The organism is Bacillus cereus group sp. MYBK15-3 (genome assembly GCF_051916765.1).
Taxonomy (GTDB): domain Bacteria; phylum Bacillota; class Bacilli; order Bacillales; family Bacillaceae_G; genus Bacillus_A; species Bacillus_A cereus.
This window is the reverse complement of the sequence record NZ_JBQAHG010000007.1, coordinates 67,213-92,964: the sequence shown is the minus strand read 5'-3', so window position 1 is coordinate 92,964 and position 25,752 is coordinate 67,213. Positions and strand designations below refer to the sequence as shown.

Genomic DNA, 25,752 nt, shown 5'->3' with positions numbered 1-25,752 from the left:
CAATAGTGAATGATAGTGTCTAAAGGAGGAGAAAGAAGAAAGGAAGACTCCCTTTCTTCTTTACTCCATGTTTCCTAAAGTAGCTGCCATAACCGCTTTAATTGTATGCATTCTATTTTCAGCTTGATCAAATACTTTTGAATGTTTACTGCGGAATACTTCGTCAGTTACCTCCATTTCTTTCAACCCATATTTCTCATAAACTTCTTCGCCATACATCGTTTCAACATCATGAAATGCAGGTAAACAATGTAAGAAAATCACGTTTTCATTCCCTGTTGCTTTAATCATTTTCATATTTACTTGATAAGGTTTCAATAACTCGACACGTTCAGCAAATTTTTCTTCTTCCCCCATAGACACCCATACATCTGTATAAATTACATCTGCATTCGCAACAGCTTCTTCCACATTACTTGTTATCATTACCTGTTCATTATATTTTTTTGCTAAATCAATTACTTCTTGTGCAGGCCATAAAGATTCCGGTGTACAAATACGTACATCCATTCCAACGATTGCTCCACCAACTAGTAAGCTATTAGCAACATTATTTCGTCCATCGCCAACGTAAACGAGCTTCACATTTTTCAATTTCCCTATATGTTCTCTAATTGTTAATAAATCTGCTAGTGTTTGTGTTGGATGCCACATATCTGTTAATCCATTCCAAACCGGCACACCAGAATTTTGTGCTAAAGATTCTACAGTTTCATGATTAAATCCACGAAACTCAATTCCGTCAAACATACGCCCTAACACTTTTGCTGTATCCTCTACAGATTCTTTTTTCCCAAGTTGAATATCACCTTTCCCTAAATATTCAGGATTTGCCCCTAAATCTGTACATGCTACTGTAAATGCACAACGCGTACGAGTAGAAGTTTTTTCAAATAAGAGCGCTACATTTTTACCTTCTAAATAATGATGCGGGATACCATTTTTCTTTTTCTCTTTTAATTCTGCTGCCAAATCTAGAAAATATAACAATTCTTCTTGTGTAAAATCTTTTTCTGCTAGAAAGCTTCTTCCTTTTAAATTTGGTCTAGTCATTAACATAATTCATCCCTACTTTCTCCGTTATTTATACTAAATATCTTTACGAACAATTGGCATACTCATGCAACGTGGACCCCCACGACCACGAGATAATTCCGAACTTAGCACCTCAATCACTTCTATACCGTGTTCCCGTAATAACGTATTAGATACATAGTTGCGATCATATGTAACAACTACACCTGGCGCAATTGCTAATGTGTTCGAGCCATCATTCCATTGTTCACGAGCAGAAGCAATTACATCTCCTCCTCCACATGGAATAAGAACTAATTCACTTAAGCCTAATACCTCTTTTAATGCTTCCATTAAAGAAGTACGATGTGTAATTTTAAGAGTTTCCTCATCTGATCCTTTTTCTAAAATATAAATATTCATATTCCCTTTTGGCCCTTGAATGGCTGGATGAATTGTAAACTTGTCATAATCAACCATTGTAAATACTGTATCTAAATGCATAAATGCTCGGCATTTTGGAATTTCTATTGCTAACACTTTCTTAATTTTATTTTGTCGGCTAAAGAGATTTTTAGCTAAACGTTCAATTGCTTTAGCTGAAGTACGAGCAGATACTCCAATCGCAATTGTTTCTTCATTTAAAATTAGCTCGTCGCCACCTTCAATTGGAAATTTATAATCACGATCTAACCAGATTGGTACATTATGTTTTGCAAATCTTGGATGATATTTAATGATGTACTCCATGAATAATGATTCACGTCTACGCGCTGGTTCTCTCATCTTATTTATCGTTAAGCCATCGCCCACGCTAGCTGCTGGATCACGAGTAAAATATAAATTAGGCATTGGATCTAAGTAAAACGGATAGTGATCTTCCATTAATTCATATAAATGTGTCTTCTTACTTGTTTCAATTTCGTTTTTCCGTACACCGCCCATAATTTTTTGAATTAATTCTTCATTTGAAAAGGAAAGTAAATATTCTTTTAAAGTTTGATGTGCAACATTTACGTCGGCCTGTCCTTCTTTTAAAATACGATCAACAAATTCTTCTCGAAGTTTTTTATCTACTAACGCCTCAGCGGCTAGTTTTTCTAAATAAAGAACTTCAACACCCCGATTGCGTAACGTTTGTGCAAAATAATCATGCTCTTTTTGAATAATTGGTAAGTATGGAATATCGTCAAATAATAATTGCTGCAAATAATCTGGCGTCAAGTTTTCCACTTCTTTACCCGGTCGTTTTAATAAAACCGTTTGTAATTCCCCAATTTCTGAAGTAACATGTATCGGATGTTTCATTTGTTGTACCTCCTTTTAAATATGTTTGATGTCTTACAAGTACATAATAAATGCTCTGCACTTTCATCTTTGTGAAAGTATCCACATTATCATTGTGAAATATTAAACAAGTTATTTTTTTAAAATCATACGAATATGTATTTTTATAACAAACTATCTCGCTTTCTCAATAAAAAATACATATATTACGCATATATGTTGAATATTTAACTTCCGTATTTAAACAAAAATCCTGTTTTTAATTTTATTAAAAACAGGATTTTTGCATCTAAATAATTAAATTTAATCTTTCTTCTATAATCTCCCTATCTGATTTCGACTGTGAAATTATAAGGCATGTATCATTTCCACATATACATCCTATTTTTTCTTTCCAATCTAACTCATCAAATAAAACACCAATAACATGTGCATTACCAGGTAATGTTTTAATAACCATTAATTGATCTACACAATCAATTTTTACAACCACTTCTCGTAATTTTTTCTTTAACTTTATATCAGTTTGTACATGCTCTTCTGAGAAAACTTTATATATCATTAATCCTTCTTGAGAAGGTACCTTCGTTAAGTTTAACTCACGAATATCGCGAGAAACCGTAGCTTGTGTTACTAATACATCTTTTTTTGCTAACAATTCTACTAATCTTTCTTGCTTATCTATTTCATACTCCTTTACAAATTGTTTAATTAACCGTTGTCTTTTTTCTTTTTTCATAAAAGACACCCCTTTTAATATTATAGCTCGCTATAATTTTCATCCGAAAGGGACAGAAAAGAATGTTGCGGAAACGTTCATAGTTTAACTGTAAATATTAAATCAAGCTAAATAAAAAAGAGAAGAACAGCATTCTGTTCTTCCTTTTACATTGAAAATCGTTCAATTGTTTGTTTCAAATCAGTTGCTTGCTTCTCTAAATCCTTTAATAATTGATCGATTACTATCATATTTTTAGACTGTTGTAGCGTCACACGCGCTACTTCTTGCGAACCAGCTGACGTTTCTTCAGCAATTGCTGCTACAGCTTTTGTTTGTGCTCCTGTTTGATGAATGTGGCTCACTTGTTCATTCATATAACTACTAATTTGCTGAGTTGCATCGGCTACTTCCATAACACTTGATGACATTTCTTTTAAAATTAATTCCGTAGCTTCCCCACGTTTCGCCTCTTCTTTAGCTATTTTTACTTGTTCTGTCATTTTCATTGCAACTTGTTGTACTTCATCTTGCATATTCCGTAATAACTGCGATATGTTTCTTGCAGAATGATCACTTTCATCAGCAAGTTTCCGTACTTCTTCCGCAACAACCGCAAAGCCTCTTCCATGCTCTCCTGCGCGAGCTGCCTCAATAGAAGCATTTAGTGCTAATAAATTCGTTTGGCTAGCAATCGCACTCACAACAGACACAATATGTTCTACTTGTTTCATTCGTTCTTCTAACTTCTGTACATTTTGCATTGAATCTTCATTTTCTTTTGCCAATGTTTGAATACCTTGAATTAAAGACGTAAAGACACGAGTACTATGCCCTAAAGCTTCAACCATTTCTGAAGACAATGTATCAGACTGCTTCGCTTTTTCTTCTACTTCACTTGCAATAGAAGTCGTTGTATCAACAGCAGAAACAATTGCTTGAATTGATGCCGCTGATTGCTCAGCGCCTGAAGAAATTTCTGCAAGTGTCTCTGATACACCTTGCGCTTGTCTCGTTGCTTCGCCTGTTTGTTTTCTAATCTGCTGTACTTGATTATTTGTATACGAAAATGTTGTATCAATATTTTTTACCATGCCCCTTAAGTTTCCTAACATCATATTAAATGCAACACTTAAAGATTTAATTTCATCATCTGTCTTCGGTAATGGAACATCTTCACGAATATCACCCTCAGCTGCTTTTCTTGCCGCCTCTTCTAACTTGCGAAGCGGTTTAATTAAAAATACGGCTGCTCCATATGCTAAAATTCCAGACCATACTACCCCTAATAACATAACGATAATATTATATACAGTTTGACTTACATAACTTTGAAAATAATCGTATATCACGTAAATAAAAAAGATACTTGTTGAATATGTAATGAAAGCTAAAACTGTAGTGAATAGCATAAGTTGTGTACGTAATCCAAAAGAAAATGTTTTCCTTTCTTTTTCCATCTTCCCTTTCCCCCTTTTTATAAGCAATATAAATACTACCTATATATTATTATCCATATTTTCATTATAGAAGGATATAGAGATTTTAAAAATATTATTTCTTTGAATATCAAATTGCACGAAAAAAATAAAGGATTCTGACAATTTATGACTAATAACAGAAATAAGGGGCAACATTTGTAAAATATATTTTTAACTGGGGGTTTTGTATGATTCAAGTTCGAAATCTAGTAAAATCATTCGGTTCACTTGATGTGTTAAAAGGAATTGATTTAGAAGTAAAAGAAAAAGAAGTTGTTGTTTTAATTGGTGCCAGTGGTTCTGGTAAAAGTACATTACTTCGCTGTCTTAACTTTTTAGAAATGTACGATGAAGGCGAAATTCACTTACAAGGTGAGCGAATTGATCCAAAGCATTCAAATTTAAATAAAGTCCGTGAAAATGTCGGTATGGTTTTTCAGCACTTTAACCTCTTTCCTCATATGACCTCACTAGAAAACATCATAGAAGCACCTATTCACGTAAAAAAATTAGAGAAAGCAAATGCAAAGGATATTGGAACTCAACTTCTCCAAAAAGTCGGCCTTCAAGATAAAGCGGATGTAACTCCTCATCTTCTTTCAGGTGGTCAAAAACAGCGCATTGCCATTGCACGAGCTCTTGCAATGAGCCCTAAGATTATGCTATTTGATGAGCCTACCTCAGCTTTAGACCCTGAACTTGTTGGAGAAGTATTGCAAGTTATGAAAGAACTTGCTGAAGAAGGGATGACAATGGTTATTGTTACTCATGAAATGAATTTCGCAAGAGATGTAGCTGATCGCGTCATCTTTATGGATGATGGAAAGATTGTAGAAGATGCTCCGCCAGCACAATTCTTTTCAGCTCCATCACATGAACGGGCAAAACAATTTTTACGCAACGTTTTATAATGTAACTTTTGTTTCGAACGAAAAACAATACATTCATACGGTGCACAACTAATCATCCAAATAAAATATTTCAATAACATACTAAAAAACCATCCGTATGATCAATATATAGGAGGGGTTTTATGAAAAGAAAACTATTAACCATTGTTGCTAGCATTACACTATGTACATCTTTCATACTAGGAGCTTGTAGCAAAGAAAGCTCTACTACTTCAACAAATGGTGAAAAAGAATTTCGCTATGCGATGAGTGGATTATACAAACCTTTTAACTATAAAGAAAATGACGGCAAACTTGTCGGTTTTGATGTAGAAATCGGTGAAGCTCTTGCTAAAAAGATGAACATGAAGGCTACGCCAGTTACAAACCCATGGGAAACGCTGATTCAAGGTCTTCAAGCGAAGAAATATGATGTAATACTGGGTAGTATGGCAATTACAGAGGAGCGCTTAAAAGCTGTTAGTTTCTCAAATCCGTACTATCGCTCTGGCGCCCAAATTTTTGTAGCTAAAAAGAATAACGCTATCTCTTCTCCAGAAGATTTAAAAGGTAAGAAAATTGGTGTTGTAAAAGCTAGTACCTTTAAAAATCTTGTTGCAAAATATACAGATCAAATCACTGAATATGACAGCGATATTACTGCTCTTATGGATTTAGAGCCTGGGCGTGTTGACGCAGTAATTACGGATCAAATGGTTGGTCTACGTATGATAAAAGAAGGAAAATCAAATATAAAAGAAGCCGGAAAACCATTAAATCTTGATGAAATGGGAATTGCTATTCGCAAAGATGATAAAGAAATGGTTGAGAAAGTAAATAAAGCGTTAGATGAAATCATTAAAGATGGTACGTATGAAAAGATCAGTAAAAAATGGTTCGGGCGTAATATTCTCGGTGAAGAGGAAAAAACGAAGTAAGTTAGCCATTCAAAAGATTCATAAACAGTGCCCCACTGATTAAATGTTCATTTTATGTGGGGCATTTCATTCTCTACTAAAATCTATACAATATGAGGTGAAACGCATGTTTGAAATTTTTATCTCTACCTATCCCACACTCTTAAAAGCTACTATTGTCACATTACAATTAACATTAACCTCCCTAGTACTCGGTTCATTAATTGGATTATTATTTGCTTTCTTTCGGATCTCGAATAACAAAGTTTTAAATAGCATTGCTCATATCTATATTGCTATTATTCGTGGTACACCTTTAATCGTTCAAATCGCAATTCTCTATTTTGGCATTACATCTGTCATTGTTTTCTCCCCTTTTTGGGCAGGAGCAATCGCTTTAGCAATTCATAACGGTGCATATATTACGGAAATTTTCCGAGGATCCATTCAATCCGTCGACCGGGGACAATTGGAAGCCGCTCGCTCCTTAGGTATGCCTTACCCTTTAGCTATGCGCCGGATTATATTACCACAAGCATTTCGTCTGTCTCTTCCTCCTCTAGGAAACCAATTTATTATCGGATTAAAAGACTCTTCACTTGTCGCTTACGTAGGACTGTCCGAGTTATGGGGATCAGGTTTATCAATTGCAGCAGGTAACTTCCAACAATTAGATACTTACATAATCGTTGGTGTATACTATCTCGTACTTGTTCTTCTATTTACTTATTTTGTTAATCTCTTAGAAAAACGACTACAACGAAAAGAAACTAACTCCGTCCAATTCCATAAAAAGAACAAAAAGGAAGTTTCTTTATAAGAAAAAGCAAGCCTGAGATGGCTTGCTTTTTCATTGCAAAAATATATTAATTTTTACTGATTTACTTTTTTAATACTCTTTTCTTCCTCTATATGTTCCTCACGATATGAAATATTATGAGGATCTAGTCCATTTCCTAAAGAACCATAGAAATGCTCTCTATGCGGATCCACTAATTCACTTCCTTGATAATACACACGTGGTGTATTCCATAGCGCTGCCAAAGCTTTTGTCATCGGCATCTCATGATAGCGTTCCGGCCACATTTCTTTAATCTTCTCTTTTACTAACGGATAGTATTTAGAACTCATAGCAGGAAACAGATGATGTTCTGTATGATATGAGAAATTGAAATGTAAAACGTCTACCCAGCGCGGCACTGTTACTGACAAACAGTTTGCTAACGGATCATTTACTGGAACAATTGGATTTAAGCGGTGATTTGTTGCGATATATGCCATTACAATAAAGTTAGCAATTAACAACGGAATGACATATGCAAATAACCATTTTCCAGGTCCCATAATAAACAATAAACTAATCCAAACTGTCCAAGGCAAAAGAAGTTGAAGCCATACAGATTTTTGATTGGATGACTTGAACTCTTTTATAAAATGAAAGAACATTCGAGTCGAATGCAATGTAAATTGAATTGTTAGTGACAGAAAACTAAAGAATGAACGTACATGTAAAGGCATACGATATACCCAACTCAAAAACTTACTCTTCTTAAGTTTCTCAAGTGTCGGCCATGCATCCGGATCATTCTCTTCATGCTGTGTATGAACATGATGCGTTGCATTATGCCACTTTCTCCAAAGCTTTGGCCCTGTTGATAATGGCATAAATGCAATCGCGCCTAAGAAGTCACGAAGCCATGCCTTTCTTACAACAGTTCCATGTAAAATTTCATGCCCTAAAAATCCAAGTGAAGCAAAACATAATCCAAGAACAATCGCAATTCCTAGATTCGCCCACACATTCAATTCAAATACACCAATCGATATTAACCCCGCCAATGCCACAAGCAAATAAGCCAGTCCACCAAATAAACGAGTAGGCACTGGTTTAAATGCTTTTTTCGGCAAATGTGGTGATACACGTGCTGCATACCACCCAAACGTATGAAGCTCCTTCATCCTTTTGCTCCTTTCTTATGCCGCGCCTTGCGCAACTTACATATATCAATTCTTGCTTCCAGATTGATTTTACTAGATGATCCAAAAAGCATCTATTATAAGGAAAATATACTCACTCTATCGTCACTTATTTTTCGCTTTTATTATCAATGAAAAACATTTCTCTTTTTACTCTCTATCAACCTTTCCACATGATGAATCATAACAATAGAATTTCTATATTGTCAACACCTTTTATGACCTAGTAATAAAAGGTGGTTATATTTTTATAATCATACTTTATTTCACTAAAGAAAATGTATAGATTCCATAAGGATTTACCCACTATATATAGACATTTTCTTAAAAGCCATAGACTCTATCTCATTCAATAACTCCCTATGTAATCAACAAACAGAATCACTTGAATTTAGTTTTATATAAATCCCACTACTTCATAATGCCCCACCTAATTAATTATATTAAAATAATTTATAACCTCTTTTAATAAAAATAGACTACTTCTAAAACAACACACATAAATTTCATATAATATGGAAATATTAAAAGGAAAATTGTTCTAAAATCAGGAGGTTTCCGCAATGACAAGTGATACATTTCCACAACTGCCGCTATCTTATTGGATTGAATCTACTCAGCTTCCTACTTTCCCTCGTTTATCCGAAAATATAAAGACAAAAGTTGCTATTATCGGTGCTGGTATTACAGGTATTACTACTGCCTATTTACTTGCAAAAGAAGGCATCGATGTTGTTTTAATTGATTCTGGTCGTATTTTAAACGGAACGACTGGGCATACAACAGCGAAAGTAACAGCACAACATGATCTTATTTATGATGAATTAATAAACCATTTCGGTGTAGAAAAGGCCGGGCTTTACTATGAATCAAATAATCAGGCTCTACAATTCATAAATGAAACTGTTCAAACATATAAAATCGACTGTAATTTCTCAAATGAAGATTCATATTTATATACAACTACCGATAACGGATTAAGAAATTTATCGAAAGAATATGAAGCTTATCAAAAATTAAATATACCTTGTGACTATGTTCAATCTCTATCGATTCCTATTCCAGTACAATCTGCGCTTATAATGAAAAATCAAGCACAATTCCATCCCCTTCTTTATTTAAAAACACTTTTAGAAAAGTTTGTGGAGATGGGCGGAAAGCTCTACGAACAAACAACAGCTATGGATGTGGAAAAGGGAGATCATCCACAAATAATTACAAAAGAGGGCCATCATATCACTTGTGAATATGTCGTCTCTTGTTCACATTTTCCTTTTTATGATGCAAATAGCTTTTTCTTTACGCGAATGTACGCAGAACGCTCCTACGCTCTTGCAATAAAAGCAAAAACGGATTATCCAGGTGGCATGTATTTAAGTATTGATGATCCAAAGCGCTCCTTACGCTATATAACAAACAATGGAGAAAAATTAATTTTGATTGGCGGAGAGAGTCATAAAACAGGACAAGGAATAAATACGATGCTTCATTACGAAGCACTTTATTCTTTTGCTGAAGCAACTTTTGGAATAGACGAAGTTCCTTATAGATGGTCAGCACAAGATTTAATCACTCTAGATAAGCTTCCTTATATCGGACATATTAACGAAAGAAATCCAAATATCTTTGTTGCAACTGGATATCGCAAATGGGGCATGACAACTGGAACTGCTGCCGCTCACCTACTGAAGGACTCCATCCTAAAAGTCCACAGTCCCTATAAAGAACTGTATGCACCATCACGCTTCCATGCAAATCCAGATATAAAAACGTTCCTCTCCCAAAACATTGATGTTGCGAAACATTTAATTGAAGGTAAGATTGAAACCGCATTACGTAAGCCAGAAGATCTCGAAGTTGGTGAAGGATCTGTCGTACATGTTAACGGTAAACGAGCAGGTGCTTATAAGGACAAAGAAGGAAAATTACATATCGTCGATACAACTTGTACACATCTCGGCTGTGAAGTTGAATGGAATAATGGTGATTGTACTTGGGATTGCCCTTGCCATGGTTCTCGTTTTTCAATTGAGGGAGACGTTCTTGAAGGCCCAGCAGATCAACCGTTAAAACGAGTTGATAATGAGTAAACAAATAAAGAAGTTCAACAGAATTACGGTTGAACTTCTTTATTTGTTATAAAATCTTTTCAGATAAATTTCGACACAGGGAGGGAAATATTAACATTAAATAAAATAATATATTCATCTACAAATTAAAAGGGGTGAATATTATGCAACCTTCAGCTCCACCTCATCTAGAATCTACAGAAACTATCTTTTCAAGCTCTATTACAAAACTTGTTGTTTTTATTTGTTGGCTAGCCATTTTAGCTGATGGATATGATTTAGGTATTTACGGTGCCGTTCTACCAAAGCTCCTAGAAGACAAAAGCTGGGCGCTATCACCAGCGCACGCTGGTACAATTGCAAGCTATGCTTTATTTGGGATGTTTATTGGGGCTATTCTAGTTGGAACGATTACAGATCTAATTGGGCGTAAATGGACGCTTATATGCTGTTTAGCACTTTTTTCTATCACAATGGGTTTAGCGGCTATCGCTTCTTCTCCTGAGTTATTTGGATTATCTCGATTTATAGGAGGAATCGGATTAGGCGGTGTTATCCCAACGGCTTCAGCACTTACTGTTGAATATTCACCAAAAAAAAGGCAATCTTTTATTTATGCTCTTATGTTTACTGGCTATCCTTTAGGTATCGTATTAGGTGCTATTTTGTCTATGTTTATGTTAGAAGATTTCGGATGGAGAATTATGTTTGGTATCGGAATGATTCCACTACTCCTCATTCCTTTCATTATTCGCTATTTACCTGAGTCCATTCAATTTTTATTATCACGTAATCGCCAAGAAGAAGTGAACCAAATTCTTAATCGTTTTCAAATTGAATTTCATGTAAAAAATAAAACTCATCAAGCTCCATCTACTATACGAAAGAAAAATGGATTTTTTACTTTATTCTCAAAAGAATACATAAAAGCAACACTACTTTTTTGGATCACTTATATAATGGGAATGTTTTTAATATACGGTTTAAATACTTGGTTACCACAGATGATGCGCCAGGCGGGATATCCTCTTGGATCTAGTCTGTCTTTTCTACTTATGCTAAATATTACCGCAGCTGTTGGTGCGTTATTCGCTGGAGCAATTGCTGATCGTATAGGCGCAAAAATTGTTATTAGCATCTCTTATCTTATGGCAGCCATATGTATCGGACTATTAACAATTAAGCCATCTGTTACAATCATTTATCTTTTAATTGGCCTTGCTGGTATTGGATCGGTCGGTATTACTCAAATATTAAATGCATATGTAACACAATACTTCCCATCACATATCCGAGCTACCTCCTTAGGCTGGGGACTGGGACTTGGCCGAGTTGGTGCAATTGCTGGCCCTATTCTCATCGGTATTATTATGACAATGCAATATGACTTAGCATGGAATTTTTACTTATTCTCCTTTGCAGGTCTTATCGCAGCTATATCTGTTTTCTTCATTCCTACAAAATAAAAAGAGCACAAACTTACTTGTGCTCTTTTTCATATGCTCCAAACAGCATGTCTCGAAATAGTGTATTTAAAATTTCAATATCGATCCCTGATCCCTTTTCAATTCCTTTTACATATTGCCCATAGTAATGAATTTGTTCTTCTAAAAATTGATTTAGCACCTTAATTTTCAATCCAACATCTAATTCAGTACCTGCTTTTTTCTTTATTAACAACTTTTCAATCTCATCCAACACACTACGTTCTAATGGTAATTCTGTAATCAATCGATCAAATTCTACAGGTGGTAAAGTTGCTTTCTCTTCTAGCCACTTACAAGCTAAAATAGGACGTAATACATAAAAGTACTTTTTCAGCTTTACATTCTCACCTTGCAAAAATTCACGATAATTTTTCGACGCCATATGTAAATAATGATATATCGTTGCTTTTGGATCAAAATTCTTCTCACTCATCTGTTGAAGTAGTTCTGGAAAATTAGAGTTTTTCGAATAAAAAATTGGTGATCGAATCCACTCAAGTAAAGCTGGGTTCGACTTCGCGAATAGTTGCAACGCCTTTTTAATATCCCAACCACTTATATCTAAATCATCACTAATTGGATATTCAATTACATCACGTTTGTCATGAATTGATAAATACCATTCTACCGGATGTATATAAACAAACCTAACATCATAATCGCTATCTTTCGATGGAAATCCCCAAGCACGACTCCCTGATTCCACCGCAAATAAAATTTTTACATCATTCTCTTTTTCAATTCTTTCTAACTCCAACTCGATTTTCTCTCTCATTTCATAACATCTCCATTTTTTGATTATTTCCTTGGAAATTCGACAATACACTATTAATTTTACTACATACCAAAAAAACTGTCAGAAATTACTGACAGCCTAATAAAACTTCTATTGTTGCTTTTCGATTACAGTAGCAGCAATTCGTTCAAACTCTTTTTGAATCTCCTCTTTATATGCATCTACTATTGAAAAATCCATAGCAGCAATATAAATTCGTTCTAATTTATCACGAACCGATTTTGCTTTCGCTAAGAAAGACATTGCCTCATTCATTTTTGCTTTATACTGAATGGAAACATCACGAATTTCCTTCGCATATTTCTCATCAGTCCCTGGCGTAACAATAAGGGCATACATATCAATAATTTCATCACCCTCACGACTTGGAAAATATTCATGCGGTGCGGTGCTATCAAAAATTGCAAAGCCTAATTCTCTTACGATAACCATATCAAGACTATGCGGGTCAAATCCGCAATGATATACTTCAACTTCAAATCCTTTTTCTTCAGCTGCCTTAGCTAACTTTTTGAGCATCGTTGATTTTCCAGAGCCTGGGCGGCCTTTTATAAAATAACGATGTGGTAACCCTTCTGTTAAATTAGGAACAAAGTCAACTGCTCCTTTCGGTGTTGCAGCTCCTAAAAAACGATGTTTGACAAGCGATTGTCTCCCGCTTTTATCTGCAAATAATTTCTGGATTAGCTGATCGGTTAGTTCATTTGCTTTATTAAAATTTATATTATCAATATATATCTTCTCCCACTCATCATGTATAACCAATGCCTCTTTAAAACGTGCGTAAGCAGACTGAAAAGCTTTGCTTGCTTCTGAAACAAATCTTTCAATTTCTAACTTCTGCTTTCTTAGTTTATCTGAGTCCCAAGCAATTCCTAAATTTATATACTCTTCAACAACTCCTGGCATTTTTGGCTCAATAACATGCGGTGATGTCCCATCAACAATTCCTACTTTTAATTGTGGGATAATTACACCATCAACCGATTTATTGTCAGAAGAACAATGTAAAAATTCAATATCATATCCTTTTCCAACCCATTCACGACCTATTGCCTTTATTAAAGAAGATTTTCCCGTTCCTGGACCACCCTTTAAGATAAATAATCTGTCTAATCCTTTTAAATTCTCTTCGTATAAATTGTGAAATCCCCTAGCTGTATTACCACCAGCATAATAATTTAATACATTTCCTGTCACTGCACTCACTCCTTCGCAGCATTCTATTTACATAAGCTACAATATGCGAGCGGCTTTATTTGGGTGAATACCTATTTTGTATTGCACATAAAAAGGAAATGAATTACAATTTAACTATCAGAAAATTAAGATTCCGAAACTGAATACTTCTTTATCAAGAGAGGCAGAGGGACTGGCCCTTTGAAGCCCAGCAACCTCAGTTTATACGAACTGAATAGGTGCTAATTCCTGCAAAATGCATTGCATTTTGGAAGATAAAACTCAATTAGCATGTAAAGCTCATCTTTCTTGATACTGAAGGATGAGCTTTTTATTATTTGAAAAACATATATTGGAGGTATGTAAAATGAAAGTAATTGATTTATCGCAAACATTTGAAAATAATATGTCTCAATTTCCTGGAACACCTAAAATACAACTAGAAGCTGTTACAAGTGTTGAAGAATCAGGCTATCAAGTTACAGATTTTCATTCTGTCGTTCATGTTGGCACGCATTGTGATGCTCCTGCGCATTTTATTTCAGGCGCAACGACCATCGATCAATTACCGCTGGATCAATTTGTAGGTGAAGCTGTTCTTATTGATGTAACTCATGTACAAGAACGAAAACTACCTAAAGAAGTACTGCACGATGCTGATATAAAAGAAGGAGATATTGTTATTTTCCATTCCAATCTATCTACTAAATGGAACACGGAGGCGTATGAGAAAGAAGCTTTTTATCTTTCTGAAGAATTAGCCGAGGAACTAGTACAATTAAAAGTAAAATCTGTCGGTTTAGATTTTATTTCTCCTGATGAGGTAACGACAGCAACATCACCAATTCATCACATACTACTTGGGAATAATATTTATTTAATCGAAAACTTAACAAACTTAGATGCCATTCACACGAAACGTTTCTTCTTCTCAGCAGCACCTTTAAAAATTAAAGATAGCGACGGTGCTTTTGCAAGAGCATTTGCTGTAATTTTTTAAACAAACTATACAAAAAAGCAAAGATCATCATTGACCTTTGCTTCTATTTTTTTTATTTAAATTAAGAAAGAATTGCTCAACATGAGGACGTAACCAAGCTAAATAATCCTTCTCTTTCTTCTTTGTACAAGCTATTTCTTCCCCATCTACCATTTCAACAAGTTCTAGTTCTAACAGTTGCTTCGTGAATGCTAACATATTCACTTCTTCGGATGGATACTCTTCTTTTAATTTCTCCTCAATTTCCCCCAATAAAAAACCGTCACGCATCATTGCCAATGCATCAATCCAAAGTGGCGGCATTTCATACTTTTCTCCTGTAATTGTGTCTTTTACAGTATAATTCTTTTGCTCTTTTCGAAATTGAATCGTGTGTAAACATACAGTCGAATTTAATGTTAATTCCATCATACCACCTCTTTCATAATATCTGCATAGAAAAAAGGATGCGCGTGCACCCCTTCTTATCTTTTCATAACACTACTGAACCGTTACATGAGCAATCAATCTCATGTCGATATTTTCCTCCATTATAAACGAAGTATTTTATAAAAAAAACCCTTCTTGAAACATTTTATAAAATGTTTATATTTACACAACAAGAACACTTTTCTGAAAAATCTTTTCTCAAATACATTAAACGGTCGGCAGAAAAATTTCTACTTTCGTTCCTACTCCTAGACTACTTTGGATCGTGATACTCCCTTGATGTTCCTTAATAATTTTATATGTAATCATTAATCCAAGTCCTGTACCATTCTCCTTTGTTGTGTAAAACGCCTTGCCGATTTTTTCTAACTTCTCATTCTCTATACCACATCCTTGGTCTTCAACAGAAATACACAAATGTCCTTGCGTTTTTTGATATGCACGGATATGAATTTCTCCACCCTCTGGCATTGATTCTATTCCATTTTTAATGATATTTAATAACACTTGTTTTAATTGCTTATCATCACCGTTTATAGCCGGTAGATTTCCATCTACTTGTAAATTACATTTAACTCTATATTGCGTTGCATAACTTTCCATTAGATGCACAACATATAGAAGGGTGTCTCGTATATTACACCTTTCATAATTTGTTGGCTTTGGTTTCCCTAACAACATCAATTCACTAACAAATCCATTAACCCTTTCAATTTCTTGTAGCATAATGTCGTAGCTCATCGTATCAGTTGGATTTCTTTCTTTTTGCATTTGCGTAAACCCTTTTAACGCTGTTAGTGGATTTCGAATTTCATGGGCAATTGTTGTAGACATAGTCCCAATCACAGCTAAATTTTCCGTCTCTTTCATATTGTTCATCATTTCAACCACTGTTCTTACATAAGATTGAAATCGTTTTAATAAAGAATGTGAAATAATGAAATAAAATACACATAAAACAAGTGGAATTATCACTTTTAAATCTTGTAATAGCAATGTGAAAAATACGTACTTTCCAATTACACTAAAGGAAACTAAATAAAAGTATTTTCTATTCACGAAAACTGGGGCAAATAAAATTAACAGCATTTCTACCATACTACCATGTTCAAAAGGTCTATCCGTTCGCAAATAAATCATTAAATTATTAACAAGATTGATAAACATGTATCCAAATAAAAATAAATATTTTACAGAATATACATACCCTCTTTTTTGAAGATATATAGAAATAGGAAATAATGCTATTACAAATATAGGCACACCTATCCCAAGACCACCTTCTGGCCACCCTACCGCTGTTCCACTAATATTCATAGCAGGATATACAAAATAATATATAGCGTCATATAAAAAGAATATAATATAAAATAATAATATAAATACCTTTAAGGCTCTTCTTTCTTCATAAATCAAGCTCTTGTATTTGTTCATATAAAAACTCCCCTTGATCGATACAAAAAACTTTCATTTTTATCTCCTTAAAGTATAAGTATGAAATTGCTTTCAGGGCAATATTTAACCTTATAATACTAAAAGGAAGGAGATCTCTCCTTCCTTTTAGTAACAACTTACATCCACCTTACCCTATCATGTAACAATCCATCAGTAAAATTATTATGCCCTATTACAAAATCCTTCATATATAAATTTAAATACTCACCGTACTTACTTTCTGTATTTAATAACAACTCCTCGACGTAATAAGCACCTTGTTCAAATTGATCTAAAAGTAAACTAGACAAGCCCGCATAAATTCCGCACCCTACCTGAAAATACGTTGCATTCGTTTTATATTTACGAAAAACTTGGCTACTATTCATCACATTATACATATATGTCTCACTATTTTCATAAACGAGTAACACACCAACCAAGTCCTCTCCAGCAACCTCTTCTTCCGCTGGATTAAACACTTTACGATTCCAGTTCCATAAATCTTCTACTTGATCTAAGTTCTGTCTAATTATATTTGTTGTATACTCATTAATTCGGTAAAGAAAACCAACTTCCATATTGAAGTTTTTCCCTAAAATTAATACTTCCTCATGTGGCATTAAACAACCATAGAATTCTTTTTCTCCTAACTTCACTTTATACTCTGAAGCATATACATCTTCATAAAAGTAAAGAGGACGATGATGACTCATATACATCGGATAACTCCAGATTGCTTCATCTAAAAATCGCTCTACTGCCCATGAAGCATAAAGTGTATGTGGCTTTATAAGTGCTGTATCATGCAAAAACGACGTGTCATGTTCTACAATATAACATGCTCTTGGCCTTTCATTTGGTCGTTCCTTCATAAGCTCAACAACCATCCATTGAACAACACCTGGATTCATACCTGAACCTATAATCGCTTTTGTATTTGTAAATTTCTCTTTCTCCTTCTCAAACCTTGTATATCTTTCCGTAAGCTGAAAGCCGATTAAGCTGTCGTCCTGATCTACTGCTTCATTTTCCAAGGCTGAATTAATATAACAAATTCCTAATTCATTACAGCAGCTTAATACTCTAATTGTATCTGCCCCTGAAACATCAATCACAACACTCGTACTTTTTTCTTTTAAATGTTGTTTAAATTCCACTACATTTTGAAGGTTTATCTCATATAAATATAATTGACCTTTCAAATTCGAAAACAACTCATCATAATAAGTCCTATCTTTTTGTTTTATATCCACTAAATGAAATTTGGCATTCTTTAATACTTCATAAATTGGATCTTTTTCATTTGCTATCGCTTGATTTAAAATTGCTAAAACTGCTTTTGCTGCTCCACCAGCACTACCAAGCAATGTAATTGATACCGAATTCGGAAACTGCTCCACGAACAAAACCCCTTTAATAAATTAGTTGAGCAACTCCTCCTCAAAAAATAAATTGAATACATAAAAAGATAGCTCGTACACAATTTTTATAAGTTAGTGCAAAGTTACCTTTTAAAAAATCACACTATACTATGTTTATATTCAATTCATTTTTCCCCTCATCTTCAAATTAAACTAAAACAAATAGGCTCGACCTTTTCTTCTGCATATAAAAGAAAAAGTCAGCCCTTCCAACTAATCTACGGACAATGGACGGATTTTACATGTTGAATATTCACATACATTTTTGCATCACGTGCTTTTGATATTTCAATATGACCTTCATCAATTTTCGCCATTTTTCCAATTTTATTGGACTCCTCACCTAAATCAAACACCATAATTTTCCCAGTCATTTTAATAAGCTGTTCTTCAAATGTTCTAGCTAATGTAATATTTAACGGATTTACGGGGAGTTCATTTTTATTGAGGGCATACGGTACTTGGTTTTCTTTATACGGAATTAACCATTTTAAATGCTTTAAAGATATATATACCGTTTTATAAACCGGACTATAAAAAACAATATAGTCGTTCATCACACTTGTAACATAACCATGTATTGGAGCATTTCCTGCTACATAAACTTCTGTAAAAATCCCTTTAGAAGTACTTAATACTTTTCTCAAAGAAATTGAAGGGGATTCCCTCTTAATTACAGAATCAACATCTGGTTTTAGTATGTCTTCGTCGTGTGGTCTTAAAAATTTATAGTATTGTACATGATATAAAGATATATATACATAGTCTTGTCCATTGTAAAGAACAATAATGTCATTTCCTACGTCTATTAATATACCTTTAAACCTTTTTTCACCGATTAATTTAACATATATATTTTCCCCAATACTTTTGTTTAACTCATTCATCTATATCCTCCTTCCTATGAATTTCAGCTTTCCTATCTTCCGTTTCAAAAAAATAATCAGGGCAATGTTCTGTCTTAATAGTAAGTAATTCCTTTTCATACTATCGAAATAAGAAATTGTTCTTCTCTTTCCCTCATAATGCCCCTCTTATTTATTAAACATTATTCATCTTCATTCTTTTTACATTTCACTACTTGACTCACACTCTTAATATGATAATTAATGATATAAATAACTTCATCACCGTTTACTAGCGTAATACATTCTTCATGCACTTCACTTAACAAGCCTTCTACACACTCTGGGCCGCCACGATTAATCTTTACCCACTTATACTTCAAGTCACGTAATACATCGACAAAAGTATCATCATCAGAGCAGAAACATGAAACATAGCCATCGCCACATTTACTTTCTTTCACTTTCTTAACTAGACTTTTCACATGTTTCAATTGGTAATATACTAATTCACCAAGAGGAAGTTGTAATGTAAGGTAATCTCTTCCTAACGATACAAGTACCCCCACTCGACTCTCTGGTCCACGAAGATTTACTTTTACAGTCTCACCGACTAAGCCTTTAATTTGTTCACAGCATAATATACTTTCCAAATTTATATCCTCCTTTCTTATTATCTTCCTCTTCTTGACTGTCTTTGTGCGCGAGCTCGACCTGAATTATTACTTTCACTTTCGCTTTCACTTTCGCTTTCTTCGCTCTCTCTACAAGGTACTGTTACACTCTTAATATGAGATACTGCAACTAATATAACTTCTTCTTTTACAATTAGTGTCACAAATTCACAAGAAACATCTTGTAAAATACCTTCAACTTTCTCTGGGCCACCACGATTAATTTTCACCCAGCAATATTTGAAGCTTTGAAGTAACTTTTCAAAGTCATCTTCACATTCCAACCATCTGCAATCATCTGCTTTACAATCTTTCGCATTTTTTGTAATACTTTTCAGATGACGAATCTGATAGTAATAGAGCTCTCCTTTTTCATTCTTTAATACAAAGTAATCCGAACATACAGCGACTATTGTCCCTTTTTGAGATTCTGGACCACCCCTGTTTACTCTCACAAAAGATCCAATTAAGTCTTTCAGAAAATCACAATGAAATAAACTCACGAGAAAACCCCTTCCATTAATTTATAAGCTTTTGCACTGATAGTATATGTATCTGTACAGGTTACGTTCTCTATGTTTGTCCTAGCTAGAAAAAAATATGCTTTTAACATGGTAGACTACTACCTATCAAAATTTGAAGAAAGGCTAAGAACTCCTTATGTTTTTGATATCTTCAAACAAAAAATCCCTTATGAATATACATTTCTGCATATCTTCATAAGGGATTTTCCATAGTTTAATCTTCGTCTTTAACATCCATATCTTCTGGAATTGGTTCGTTCAATATTTCTTCCACTAATTGCTTATATTTCTCCATTTGTTCTAAATGTGTATTAAATTGTTCTTTATTTACTAAATATTGCTCTCCATCGAATAGCGCACGAATTTTCTTTTGCTGAATTAACTCTTCAATATACGATTTTGATAAATTCAAATACTCCGCAGTCTCTTCTACTGTTATATACAATGCGTTCATTCCTTTATTATTTTTTCATCTATACTGTATCTTACTTTATTTTTGTAAACAAATAAAAAAGATTTTGTAAATGCAGTTCAAAAAGCAGGTAGATGCATTCCATATATTGTATAGTATTATATAGTAAGAATTTTTTAAATATAGAATGGTATTACCCATTTACACAAAGGAGAGTTAACATATGGCTACTCGTCACATCATTACAATGTTAGAAAAAACACTACAAGTTGAAACAGAAAACACAATTTCTCATTTGAATGTATCTTTATCTGATCGTTTTCTTTCTCAAAGCACAGCAATACATGAAAACAATTGTTATCATACAATTGGTGAATGGTACAAAAATCACTTCTTATTCCAACAAGATGATTTCCTTTGGGCTAAATATGCCTTCTATGACGCATATTGTGAAGCCATCAAAAAACAAGGTCATCTTACAAAACGTGTTCGCCAAATATTAGAATCATTAGCTCGAATGCATGGAAAACAGTATATTGCTTCTATACTAAATATGCCATTTCCTAATGAACGCGCTAAAGGGACAGCGTAATTTAGCCATGTTCTGCGTAAGCAAAACATAGCTAAATTGTTTTCTAGGATGCTTTACCAATAAAATGTTCATATCATATGAACTGATGAAACCGGTGTCATTATAATGATAGAAAATATAGTAAACAGGAAAACCCCCACGTACATCTCTCATCCATTTGAATAGAGAAATACGTGGGGGTATACTTGTTCCTTATTATTTCATCATCTGCTTAATCAGTTCGCGATTTCTCTTCTTAAATACTTCATTATGAGAAGAAACCATTCCATACTCACTTGCATCTGGTTGGATAAATTGTTTTGCTTTATTCACAGCATTTCCCGCATCTTGGAATGCACCTGCAATTAAGTGTAGTTTCCCTTCGTGCTTTAAAATATCTCCAGCAGCATATAATCCATCTACTGAAGACTCACTATTTGCATTACCTGCAATATAATAATTATCTATAATTGCAACGTCTAACTCACTATTTTCTAATAATGTAATGTCGCGTTCATATCCATGATTAATAATAACTTCATCAATAGGTAAATGAGAAACCTCACCTGTTTCATGATTTGTTAATTCTACATATTCGATTGCTTCATGATTATCACCAGCAATTAATTTTGTAATCGATGTATTAAAGAAACACTCCGCCGAGCTGTTCATAAGTTGTTTTACTTGTGCTTCATGACCAGATAATTCTTCTTTTCTATACGTTACATACACTTTTTTCGCAATTGGTTCCAATTCATTTGCCCAATCAACAGCAGAATTGCCTCCACCGGAAATAATAACTGTTTTACCTTTGAAACGCTTTAAAGATTTAACTGTATAATTTAAATTCGATACTTCAAATCGCTCAGCACCTTCAATAGATAACTTTTGCGGTTTCAATATACCACTTCCTGTTGCGACGATAACTGTTTTTGAAAAGTGTTCTTCGCCAGTACTTGTTTTTAATGTAAAAGTACCATCTTGATTACGAATAATCGATTCTACTTTTGTATCTAATACAACTTCTGGCTTAAATGTTAACCCTTGCTGTACAAGTTGTTCAATTAACTTATCACCTGTAACTGGTAATAGTCCTCCTACATCCCAAATCATCTTTTCCGGATACACATGTATTTTTCCACCTAAATGTGGTTGAAATTCTATTATTTTCGTTTTCATTTCTCTGAGTCCACTATAAAAAGCTGAATAAAGCCCTGCAGGTCCTCCGCCTATCACGGTTACATCAAACAATTCTTCTCGATTCATTCGTGCTCACTCCTCAGCTATTAATCATTGATTATCATTCTCAATAAAATATAACCTGTTTCCGCAAAATTTACAATCAAAATTACTATTGACAATACACCTATATAAAATTATATTATTTAAAGAATCAATAGTGATAATCATTATCATTTTGTTAATAATTAGCAAATTTGAGATTACATCTTCTTTCATTAATATGGTTATTACTATATTATAAAATCTCATATTCAAGATTTTTAATAAATTATTTTGCATTACCACTACTATTTCAAAAAGATTACAGTTAAACAAATTATTGTATACACATATCATCTATGTTAAAGGAGAAAGACGATGAAAAAGTTATTTATTTCACTAACAGTTCTTTTCGTTCTTGTTATGAGTGCTTGTAGCAATAGCTCTACAGACAAAAAGGACGATGCAAAAGGTAGCAAATCAGAAACAATTACATACCAATCTGAAGATGGTAAAAAAGTAGAGGTTCCTGCAAATCCAAAACGCGTTGTTGTATTATCATCATTCGCTGGTAACGTAATGTCATTAGGAGTAAATCTTGTTGGGGTAGATTCATGGTCTAAACAAAACCCACGTTTTGATAGCAAACTTAAAGATGTTGCTGAAGTATCAGATGAAAATGTTGAAAAAATCGCTGAACTAAATCCAGATTTAATCATCGGTTTATCAAATATTAAAAATGTCGATAAGTTAAAGAAAATCGCGCCTACTGTAACATACACTTACGGAAAAGTTGATTACTTAACACAGCATTTAGAAATCGGTAAATTATTAAACAAAGAAAAAGAAGCAAAAACTTGGGTTGATGACTTCAAGAAACGTGCACAAGAAGCTGGTAAAGAAATTAAAGCAAAAATCGGTGAAGATGCTACAGTTTCTGTTGTAGAAAACTTCAACAAACAGCTTTATGTATACGGCGAGAACTGGGGCCGCGGAACAGAAATTCTGTACCAAGAAATGAAATTAAAAATGCCTGAAAAAGTAAAAGAAAAAGCATTAAAAGAAGGTTACTACGCATTATCTACTGAGGTATTACCTGAATTTGCTGGTGATTACTTAATCGTAAGTAAAAATAAAGATACTGATAACTCATTCCAAGAGACAGAATCATATAAAAACATCCCAGCAGTAAAAAATAATCGCGTATATGAAGCAAACATGATGGAATTCTATTTTAATGATCCACTTACATTAGATTTCCAACTAGACTTCTTCAAGAAGAGCTTTCTTGGTAAATAATACAAACATGAGGAATTCTTAATTTAAGAATTCCTCTTCCTTTATTCTATGAACAGAAAAGATGTGAAACGAATGACAAAAGATCATGACAATCCACGTTCTATAGCTTTTACATACAAACTAATTTTAAGCTTAATTGCATTCTTTCTTATTTTTATGGTTGCAATGGTATTAGGTGCTGCAGATACTTCGATAAAAGATGTATGGTCAGCACTCACTTCCTCCGCTAAAGGAGACAAAATATCTATTATTCGAGAAATACGTTTACCACGTGAAGTTGCTGCTATTTTTGTAGGAGCTGGATTAGCCGTTTCTGGAGCAATTATGCAAGGATTAACACGAAATCCACTTGCAGATCCTGGATTACTAGGGCTATCTGGTGGAGCAAATGCTGCACTTGCACTGACACTTGCTTTCAACCCTTCCATCAGCTATCTTTACTTAACATTAGCTTGCTTTATCGGTGCTGCAATTGGCGCAATTATGGTATTTGGAATTGGTATGGTGAAAAAAGGCGGCCTTTCTCCTCTTCGAATTGTATTAGCGGGTGCTGCAGTTTCAGCATTTCTACTCGCAATTTCAGAAGGAATCGGCATTTACTTTAAAATTTCACAAGATGTATCACTTTGGACTGCTGGTGGCGTAATTGGAACAACTTGGAACCAATTAAAAATTATTATTCCAGTCATTTCAATTAGTATCTTTATCGCTATCTTACTAGCAAAAAAATTGACAGTTCTTAGTTTCAGTGAGGAAGTGGCTATTGGACTAGGTCAAAAAATTATTGTTATTAAAACTATTTTATTTATCATTATTATCTTACTTGCAGGTGCATCTGTAGCGCTTGTTGGAAATATGGCATTTATCGGCTTAATGGTACCTCACATGGTACGCCCAATTGTCGGTCCAGATTACCGATTTGTTATACCGATGTCAGCAATTGCTGGAGCTTCCTTTATGCTACTTGCAGATACAATCGGACGTACTATTAACGCTCCATACGAAACACCAGTTGCAGCAATTGTCGCGATTGTAGGGTTACCATTCTTCCTATTCATTGTACGTAAAGGAGGAAAAACATTCTCATGATGCAATCTATTTTAAGAAAACAGCGTCTCATTATACTCACTTTACTTATAGTAATCATCACAACCATTGTAGTTGGAATGGGACTTGGTTCAGCATCTTTATCTTATGATCGACTACTCCCAACATTAATGGGGCAAGGGACTTTTAAAGAGGAGTTTGTTTTATACTCTTTAAGGCTACCTAGAATTGTCATTACATTATTAGCTGGTATGGCTCTCGCTTTATCAGGAGCTATTCTTCAAGGAATTACTCGAAATGATTTAGCTGAACCTGGTATTCTTGGTATTAACTCTGGGGCCGGTGTTGCTGTTGCTATTTTCTTTTTATACTTTCCAATAGATGTAGGTTCATTTCTCTACTTACTACCTGTAGTTGGATTTATCGGAGCATTTCTGACAGCTGTTCTAATTTACGTATTTTCATATAGTAAATCAACTGGACTTCAACCAATCCGATTAACATTAACCGGTATCGGTTTTGCATTTGCACTATCTGGAACGATGATTGTCCTTATTTCATCCGCGGATCGTATGAAAGTAGACTTTATTTCAAAATGGATTGCCGGAAATATTTGGGGAGATGACTGGATATTCGTTTTAGCAATGCTCCCATGGTTAATCGTATTCATTCCATTTATTTTCTATAAAGCAAATCGATTAAACATTTTAGCATTAAACGAACCAGTCGCAATCGGCGTTGGAATTGAAATTGAAAAAGAACGCAGATACTTATTAGTTGCAGCCGTTGCACTTGCAGCTGCAGCTGTTTCCGTAACAGGAGGAATTAGCTTTATCGGATTAATGGCTCCTCATATCGCGAAATCTTTAGTAGGTCCAAGACATCAAATCTTCATGCCTATCGCCCTTTTAATCGGCGGATGGCTATTATTATTAGCAGATACAATTGGAAGAAATATCGTTGATCCTAATGGCATCCCAGCAGGTATTGTCGTTGCTTTAATTGGGGCTCCTTACTTTATGTATTTGTTGCTTAAAAAAGCTTAAAAGACACCCTC

General features: G+C 34.1%; 24 protein-coding genes, 2 pseudogenes and 1 riboswitch. Of the genes and pseudogenes, 10 read left to right on the top strand and 16 right to left on the bottom strand.

The genetic code is table 11. The annotated features are described in order from the left end of the window. Positions 1-60: 60 nt before the first annotated feature. From argF to ACTFR8_RS25095, 5 genes and pseudogenes are all read right to left on the bottom strand, one after another. Positions 61-1,059 (bottom strand): ornithine carbamoyltransferase, encoded by a 999-nt coding sequence (gene argF / locus ACTFR8_RS25115; protein WP_000930289.1) that lies wholly within the window; start codon positions 1,057-1,059, stop codon positions 61-63. A gap of 30 nt (positions 1,060-1,089) precedes the next feature. Further along, positions 1,090-2,322, bottom strand: coding sequence for an arginine deiminase (gene arcA / locus ACTFR8_RS25110; protein ID WP_000682331.1), 1,233 nt, complete (start codon positions 2,320-2,322; stop codon positions 1,090-1,092). A 268-nt stretch (positions 2,323-2,590) separates the two neighbouring features. After that, a complete protein-coding gene (gene argR / locus ACTFR8_RS25105) occupies positions 2,591-3,040 on the bottom strand; it encodes an arginine repressor (RefSeq protein WP_000711827.1) in 450 nt (149 codons plus the stop codon). A gap of 146 nt (positions 3,041-3,186) precedes the next feature. Further along, positions 3,187-3,759 (bottom strand): annotated as a pseudogene (locus tag ACTFR8_RS25100) (methyl-accepting chemotaxis protein); the annotation flags it as partial. A gap of 369 nt (positions 3,760-4,128) precedes the next feature. Further along, positions 4,129-4,314: pseudogene (locus ACTFR8_RS25095) on the bottom strand (HAMP domain-containing protein); the annotation flags it as partial. Between the two features lie 374 nt (positions 4,315-4,688). Between ACTFR8_RS25095 and ACTFR8_RS25090 the strand changes: the two are divergent. From ACTFR8_RS25090 to ACTFR8_RS25080, 3 genes are all read left to right on the top strand, one after another. Then, positions 4,689-5,411: an amino acid ABC transporter ATP-binding protein gene (locus tag ACTFR8_RS25090; RefSeq protein WP_000616925.1), complete on the top strand. Its 723-nt coding sequence runs from the start codon at positions 4,689-4,691 to the stop codon at positions 5,409-5,411. A 122-nt stretch (positions 5,412-5,533) separates the two neighbouring features. Then, a complete protein-coding gene (locus ACTFR8_RS25085; protein WP_000823768.1) occupies positions 5,534-6,328 on the top strand; it encodes an ABC transporter substrate-binding protein in 795 nt (264 codons plus the stop codon). A 43-nt stretch (positions 6,329-6,371) separates the two neighbouring features. Beyond that, a complete protein-coding gene (locus ACTFR8_RS25080; RefSeq protein ID WP_002004337.1) occupies positions 6,372-7,127 on the top strand; it encodes an amino acid ABC transporter permease in 756 nt (251 codons plus the stop codon). Positions 7,128-7,180: 53 nt separating this feature from the next. Here the strand turns inward: ACTFR8_RS25080 and ACTFR8_RS25075 are convergent, their stop codons facing one another. After that, complete coding sequence (locus ACTFR8_RS25075; protein ID WP_000661226.1) at positions 7,181-8,266, bottom strand: fatty acid desaturase family protein; 1,086 nt, start codon at positions 8,264-8,266, stop codon at positions 7,181-7,183. Between the two features lie 581 nt (positions 8,267-8,847). Between ACTFR8_RS25075 and ACTFR8_RS25070 the strand changes: the two genes are divergently transcribed. Then, positions 8,848-10,374 (top strand): FAD-dependent oxidoreductase, encoded by a 1,527-nt coding sequence (locus ACTFR8_RS25070; RefSeq protein WP_000199992.1) that lies wholly within the window; start codon positions 8,848-8,850, stop codon positions 10,372-10,374. 143 nt (positions 10,375-10,517) lie between these two features. Continuing rightward, the gene (locus ACTFR8_RS25065; RefSeq protein ID WP_001183092.1) at positions 10,518-11,819 is read left to right on the top strand and encodes an MFS transporter; all 1,302 of its coding nucleotides are present in this window, start codon (positions 10,518-10,520) and stop codon (positions 11,817-11,819) included. 13 nt (positions 11,820-11,832) lie between these two features. On the opposite strand, the gene ACTFR8_RS25060 is transcribed toward ACTFR8_RS25065, so the two are convergent. After that, positions 11,833-12,615 (bottom strand): nucleotidyltransferase domain-containing protein, encoded by a 783-nt coding sequence (locus tag ACTFR8_RS25060; RefSeq protein WP_001208233.1) that lies wholly within the window; start codon positions 12,613-12,615, stop codon positions 11,833-11,835. A gap of 111 nt (positions 12,616-12,726) precedes the next feature. Further along, positions 12,727-13,836 (bottom strand): PRK06851 family protein, encoded by a 1,110-nt coding sequence (locus tag ACTFR8_RS25055; RefSeq protein ID WP_000147488.1) that lies wholly within the window; start codon positions 13,834-13,836, stop codon positions 12,727-12,729. Between the two features lie 148 nt (positions 13,837-13,984). Then, positions 13,985-14,097: riboswitch (SAM riboswitch) on the top strand. Between the two features lie 85 nt (positions 14,098-14,182). Here ACTFR8_RS25055 and ACTFR8_RS25050 point away from each other — a divergent pair. Further along, entirely contained in the window at positions 14,183-14,815 is a 633-nt protein-coding gene (locus ACTFR8_RS25050; protein WP_000862982.1) for a cyclase family protein, read from the top strand. Positions 14,816-14,842: 27 nt separating this feature from the next. Here the strand turns inward: ACTFR8_RS25050 and ACTFR8_RS25045 are convergent, their stop codons facing one another. The 7 genes from ACTFR8_RS25045 to ACTFR8_RS25015 form a co-directional block, all read right to left on the bottom strand. Further along, on the bottom strand, positions 14,843-15,223 hold the full coding sequence (locus ACTFR8_RS25045) for a hypothetical protein (RefSeq protein ID WP_000424119.1): 381 nt from the start codon (positions 15,221-15,223) through the stop codon (positions 14,843-14,845). A 228-nt stretch (positions 15,224-15,451) separates the two neighbouring features. After that, on the bottom strand, positions 15,452-16,678 hold the full coding sequence (locus ACTFR8_RS25040) for an ATP-binding protein (protein ID WP_001046094.1): 1,227 nt from the start codon (positions 16,676-16,678) through the stop codon (positions 15,452-15,454). 137 nt (positions 16,679-16,815) lie between these two features. Beyond that, positions 16,816-18,081: a hypothetical protein gene (locus ACTFR8_RS25035; RefSeq protein ID WP_000434756.1), complete on the bottom strand. Its 1,266-nt coding sequence runs from the start codon at positions 18,079-18,081 to the stop codon at positions 16,816-16,818. Between the two features lie 239 nt (positions 18,082-18,320). Beyond that, complete coding sequence (locus tag ACTFR8_RS25030) at positions 18,321-18,989, bottom strand: hypothetical protein (RefSeq protein WP_001004268.1); 669 nt, start codon at positions 18,987-18,989, stop codon at positions 18,321-18,323. A gap of 161 nt (positions 18,990-19,150) precedes the next feature. Further along, the gene (locus ACTFR8_RS25025; protein ID WP_000443836.1) at positions 19,151-19,600 is read right to left on the bottom strand and encodes a hypothetical protein; all 450 of its coding nucleotides are present in this window, start codon (positions 19,598-19,600) and stop codon (positions 19,151-19,153) included. A 20-nt stretch (positions 19,601-19,620) separates the two neighbouring features. After that, positions 19,621-20,124: a hypothetical protein gene (locus ACTFR8_RS25020; RefSeq protein ID WP_000051535.1), complete on the bottom strand. Its 504-nt coding sequence runs from the start codon at positions 20,122-20,124 to the stop codon at positions 19,621-19,623. A gap of 235 nt (positions 20,125-20,359) precedes the next feature. Then, positions 20,360-20,599 carry a helix-turn-helix domain-containing protein gene (locus ACTFR8_RS25015; RefSeq protein WP_002004306.1) on the bottom strand — a complete coding sequence of 80 codons (240 nt, stop codon included), beginning with the start codon at positions 20,597-20,599 and terminating at the stop codon, positions 20,360-20,362. Positions 20,600-20,780: 181 nt separating this feature from the next. On the opposite strand from ACTFR8_RS25015, the gene ACTFR8_RS25010 reads away from it, so the two are divergent. Further along, a complete protein-coding gene (locus tag ACTFR8_RS25010) occupies positions 20,781-21,149 on the top strand; it encodes a hypothetical protein (protein WP_000235475.1) in 369 nt (122 codons plus the stop codon). Between the two features lie 195 nt (positions 21,150-21,344). Here the strand turns inward: ACTFR8_RS25010 and ACTFR8_RS25005 are convergent, their stop codons facing one another. Then, complete coding sequence (locus ACTFR8_RS25005; protein WP_001078268.1) at positions 21,345-22,394, bottom strand: NAD(P)/FAD-dependent oxidoreductase; 1,050 nt, start codon at positions 22,392-22,394, stop codon at positions 21,345-21,347. Positions 22,395-22,727: 333 nt separating this feature from the next. Between ACTFR8_RS25005 and ACTFR8_RS25000 the strand changes: the two genes are divergently transcribed. The 3 genes from ACTFR8_RS25000 to ACTFR8_RS24990 are packed head-to-tail and all read left to right on the top strand — an operon-like array spanning position 22,728 to position 25,741. Further along, on the top strand, positions 22,728-23,648 hold the full coding sequence (locus ACTFR8_RS25000) for an iron-hydroxamate ABC transporter substrate-binding protein (protein ID WP_000732591.1): 921 nt from the start codon (positions 22,728-22,730) through the stop codon (positions 23,646-23,648). A gap of 48 nt (positions 23,649-23,696) precedes the next feature. After that, a complete protein-coding gene (locus tag ACTFR8_RS24995) occupies positions 23,697-24,737 on the top strand; it encodes a FecCD family ABC transporter permease (RefSeq protein ID WP_001998969.1) in 1,041 nt (346 codons plus the stop codon). Beyond that, positions 24,734-25,741, top strand: coding sequence for a FecCD family ABC transporter permease (locus ACTFR8_RS24990; RefSeq protein ID WP_000983758.1), 1,008 nt, complete (start codon positions 24,734-24,736; stop codon positions 25,739-25,741). The genes ACTFR8_RS24995 and ACTFR8_RS24990 overlap by 4 nt, the downstream gene beginning before the upstream one ends. Positions 25,742-25,752 lie beyond the last annotated feature (11 nt).